This window comes from Actinoplanes sp. NPDC051633 (assembly GCF_040681735.1).
GTDB lineage: Bacteria > Actinomycetota > Actinomycetes > Mycobacteriales > Micromonosporaceae > Actinoplanes.
Map to the genome: position 1 here is coordinate 1 of NZ_JBFAZH010000327.1, position 3,334 is coordinate 3,334.

Consider the following 3,334-nt stretch of genomic DNA (forward strand, 5'->3'; position numbering starts at 1 on the left):
TGCGTGGCGGTGCTGCCGCTGTCGGGCCAGGTGGTCTGCACGCTCATCGCCGCGGCCCTGATCGTTCCCCTGATGATCCTCCGGCGGGCGCAGACGAATCAACGAACCCCGACGCCGATGTCCTGGCGGGACTGGCTCTCCTGCTGGGCCGTGGAGGTGGTCGACGACGTCGAGGTGGCCGGCGGCTGGCTTCGCGGGCAGTACCTCTACCGGCGGCATCCGGCGGTCGACCTCTCCAACGAGGAGATCCTGCGCCGCAACAACGACACCTCCGATCCGGCGGACGTGATCAAGGCGCTGCCGGTCTGGCGCCTGAAGTTCGCGTGCAGCTACGTCTTCCGGCGGCTCGACAAGCAGGACGGCACCACGACGTGGGCGGACCATCGGGCGAAGGCCTTCCGCCTGTACATCGATCCGTCCGTGCTGCCCGAGCTGCAGGACGCGCTGATCGCGGCGGTGACGACGCGCAAGGACGCGTGCCAGTGGTTCCTCGAGCTGGTCGTCGACGGCCCGGAGCTCGACCGGGCGCGGCTCAGATATGCCCGGCGCATCGAGTTCACATTGCTGCGCGACCACGAGCGGGCCTATGACAAGCTCGACCGGCTCACCGGGGAGTCGGAATACCGGCTGGAGATCGCGATCCCGGCGATCGCGGCGGCGTACGCCGTCACGTACACCCTGGACGGGCGATGGTGGTGGGGACTGATCGGCGTCGCGCTCGCAGCGCTGTTCCTCAAGCTGGCCTTCGACCGGCTCAAGAACGTCCGGGAGCTGCTGTCCGAAGGGCTGCACCTCGCGGATCAGGCCGCCTCGGTGCCGGCGGTGATGATCGCCGTGCCGACCATGGTCGAGCTGGCCGCCACCCAGCATCTCAACTACGACAGCGCCCGGTTTTGGTTACTGGGCCTCGGCCGGCGGCCGCTGAAGGGATGGGGCGCCCGGTTGACCTTCGAGTTGCAGAAGCTGCGGCATCTCGACGCGGCCGGCCGGGGCACGGAGCGGTCCGTCGTGGTGAAGCGCCTGATGGTCGCCGACCATCTGCGCTGGCACGGGGACTACGAGCTGGCCGAGCGGTACTACCTCGAGGCGGTCGACTGGCTGGACGGCCGGGGCGGCACGCACGTTGACGCGGTGCGGGCGGACGCGGTGATCTGCCGCGCCCTGCAGGGCCGGCTCGACGAGGCGGTCGAGCTCGTCCGTTCGATGGCGGGCGGAGGTGCGGAACTGGAAACCGTCGAGGCGGCCCTGAACAGGGATCTCGAGGAGCGGGTCGAGCAGGAGGTCGACACGGCCGCCACGCGGGCCGCGCTCGACCTGGTGAGACAACGGCGCTCGTCCTGACGCCCGCGGCGCGCCCGCTGTTCAGGGTCGCCCGATCAGGTGGTCCTCGCTCGGGCCTTTCCCACTTCGCCGCCCGCTGAGCTTCTCACCAGTGCAGGTGCTGAAGAATCAAGTCGGAGGACGGTGGCAATGAGTGTGACCAGTGGCGAAAAGGCCGCTACGCCGGTGCATCAGGCAGTGGCCTGCGACGGCGGACACGGCGCCTCCGCAGTCAACACGCGGGCCCTGGTGATCGGGTTCATGGCGGCGGTGTGCGGCGTCACCGTGGCCGCCGTCCTGGCCTTGCTGGCCGCGCTCGTGGCGGCGTTGCTGCACGTGGAAGCCGTCGGCATCTTCACGATCGGCGGCAGCACCTTCGGCGGCAGCCTCACGGTGGAGATCGGGTTGGCCGGCCTGTACGCGGTGTTGCGGCGCAAGGCCTCGTAGCTGTCCGATGTCCGGTCCGGCCGCCCACTCACTCTTCCGGTGGACACCTTTCTCATCGGACCGGTCCACGACCCTCTACCTTCTGACAGCACGTCAGCGACGACGCGATCGGAGATGCCTGTGGCCCAAGCGGAACAGGGCCTGGCCCGTGTGGCGTCTGAGCCATGCGATCAAGTGGCGCCCGCTGCGTCGGCCGGACTGCCGGCCGACTCGGTGTTCGACCCGTTCTTCGAAGAGATGTACCCGGAGTTGCTGAGGATCGGCCTGGTCTACTGCAGAAACTGGCACGACGTGGACGATGGCGTGGCAACCATCCTGGCGGAGGTCCGGCTCCGCTGGTTCACGATCAACAATCATCGGGCGTACGCGAGAGTCGCCCTCATCCGGTTCGTGAAAAGGCTGCAGAAAAGCTCTCCGGAGCGGCTGACCGACTACGGCGCCCACGAAGAGCTCCCACAGTTCGCCGAAGTCAGCGCCGACCTGGGCGACTACGAGGGTCGGCAGTGGGTCGACCAGAAGCTGGCCGTCCTGCCGACTGTTCAACGCACGGTCATGCAGCTCTACGTCGACGGGTGGACCTTCGCGGAGATCGCCGAGCAGATCGGCAGTTCCGCGCCGACGGTGCGACGCAACATCTCGTACGCGAGAGAAAGACTCGAAAAAGATCTAGAAGCGTACAGACCGCGAACGTCCGACTCCGTGACCACCAGGAAGGAGGCCGGGTGAGCGTCAACGATGACTTCCAGCAGGGTGCGAGCGAGCGTTCCGACGTGCCCGCCCTGCCACTCCTCGCCATGTTCGAGTCGATTGACCAGATGGTCGAAGCCCACCTCGCGAACGGCGGACTGGAGAGACGGCGCGAGCAGGTCAAGGCCGCTTCTGGCGGCAGCGCGATCCTCGACTCGCCGGTCTCTTTTGACAGCGCTCCGGCGGCGAGCCGACCAGCGTTGTCGTTGATCAGTGCGGATGCGGACCCGGGTTCGCAGCCTGAAGCCACGCGGACCGCGACGCATCGGCGGCTCGTGACCGCGTCGGCGCCGGGAACTGCGTCGGGGAGGATCGACGACGAGGAGGCCGAATTCCAGCGGGCCGCCAACGTCGTGTTCATGACCAGAGCGCAGGCGGACCGAGGTCGTTCCGCCGCTCGGTACGCACCCGACAGCGCGACTGCTCATGGTGTAGCGCCGCAGCGCATCCCTGATCAGGACTCCGGAGCCGCGAAACCCGGCATGCTGAACCCGCCGGCCCCCGACGTCGTGGACGCCACGGACACCACGGACACCACGGACACCACGGACACCACGGACGCGGCGGCCGAGGTGTGGGCGCTGGTCGAGCGCGCTCAGGCGGGCGAGTCCGCCGCCTTCGGCCTGATCTGCGACCGGTACGTGGACACCGTCTTCCGCTTTGCCTACTTCCGGGTCGGCAACCGCCAGCTCGCCGAGGACCTGACCTCGGACACCTTCCTGCGCGCCCTCAAGCGGATCGGCAGCTTCACCTGGCAGGGCCGCGACCTGGGCGCCTGGCTGGTCACCATCGCCCGCAACCTGGTCGCCGACCACTTCAA

General features: G+C 68.3%; 3 protein-coding genes and 1 pseudogene. 3 read left to right on the forward strand and 1 reads right to left on the reverse strand.

What is annotated here, in order from left to right; all coding sequences use genetic code 11:
* Nucleotides 1-206: 206 nt before the first annotated feature.
* Nucleotides 207-269: a hypothetical protein gene (locus tag AB0M20_RS19355; RefSeq protein ID WP_364299914.1), complete on the reverse strand. Its 63-nt coding sequence runs from the start codon at nucleotides 267-269 to the stop codon at nucleotides 207-209.
* A gap of 1,201 nt (nucleotides 270-1,470) precedes the next feature.
* On the opposite strand from AB0M20_RS19355, the gene AB0M20_RS19360 reads away from it, so the two are divergent.
* From AB0M20_RS19360 to AB0M20_RS19370, 3 genes and pseudogenes are all read left to right on the forward strand, one after another.
* On the forward strand, nucleotides 1,471-1,767 hold the full coding sequence (locus AB0M20_RS19360; protein WP_364299902.1) for a hypothetical protein: 297 nt from the start codon (nucleotides 1,471-1,473) through the stop codon (nucleotides 1,765-1,767).
* A 213-nt stretch (nucleotides 1,768-1,980) separates the two neighbouring features.
* Nucleotides 1,981-2,493, forward strand: coding sequence for a sigma-70 family RNA polymerase sigma factor (locus AB0M20_RS19365; RefSeq protein ID WP_364299904.1), 513 nt, complete (start codon nucleotides 1,981-1,983; stop codon nucleotides 2,491-2,493).
* Between the two features lie 575 nt (nucleotides 2,494-3,068).
* Nucleotides 3,069-3,334 (forward strand): annotated as a pseudogene (locus AB0M20_RS19370) (sigma factor); the annotation flags it as partial.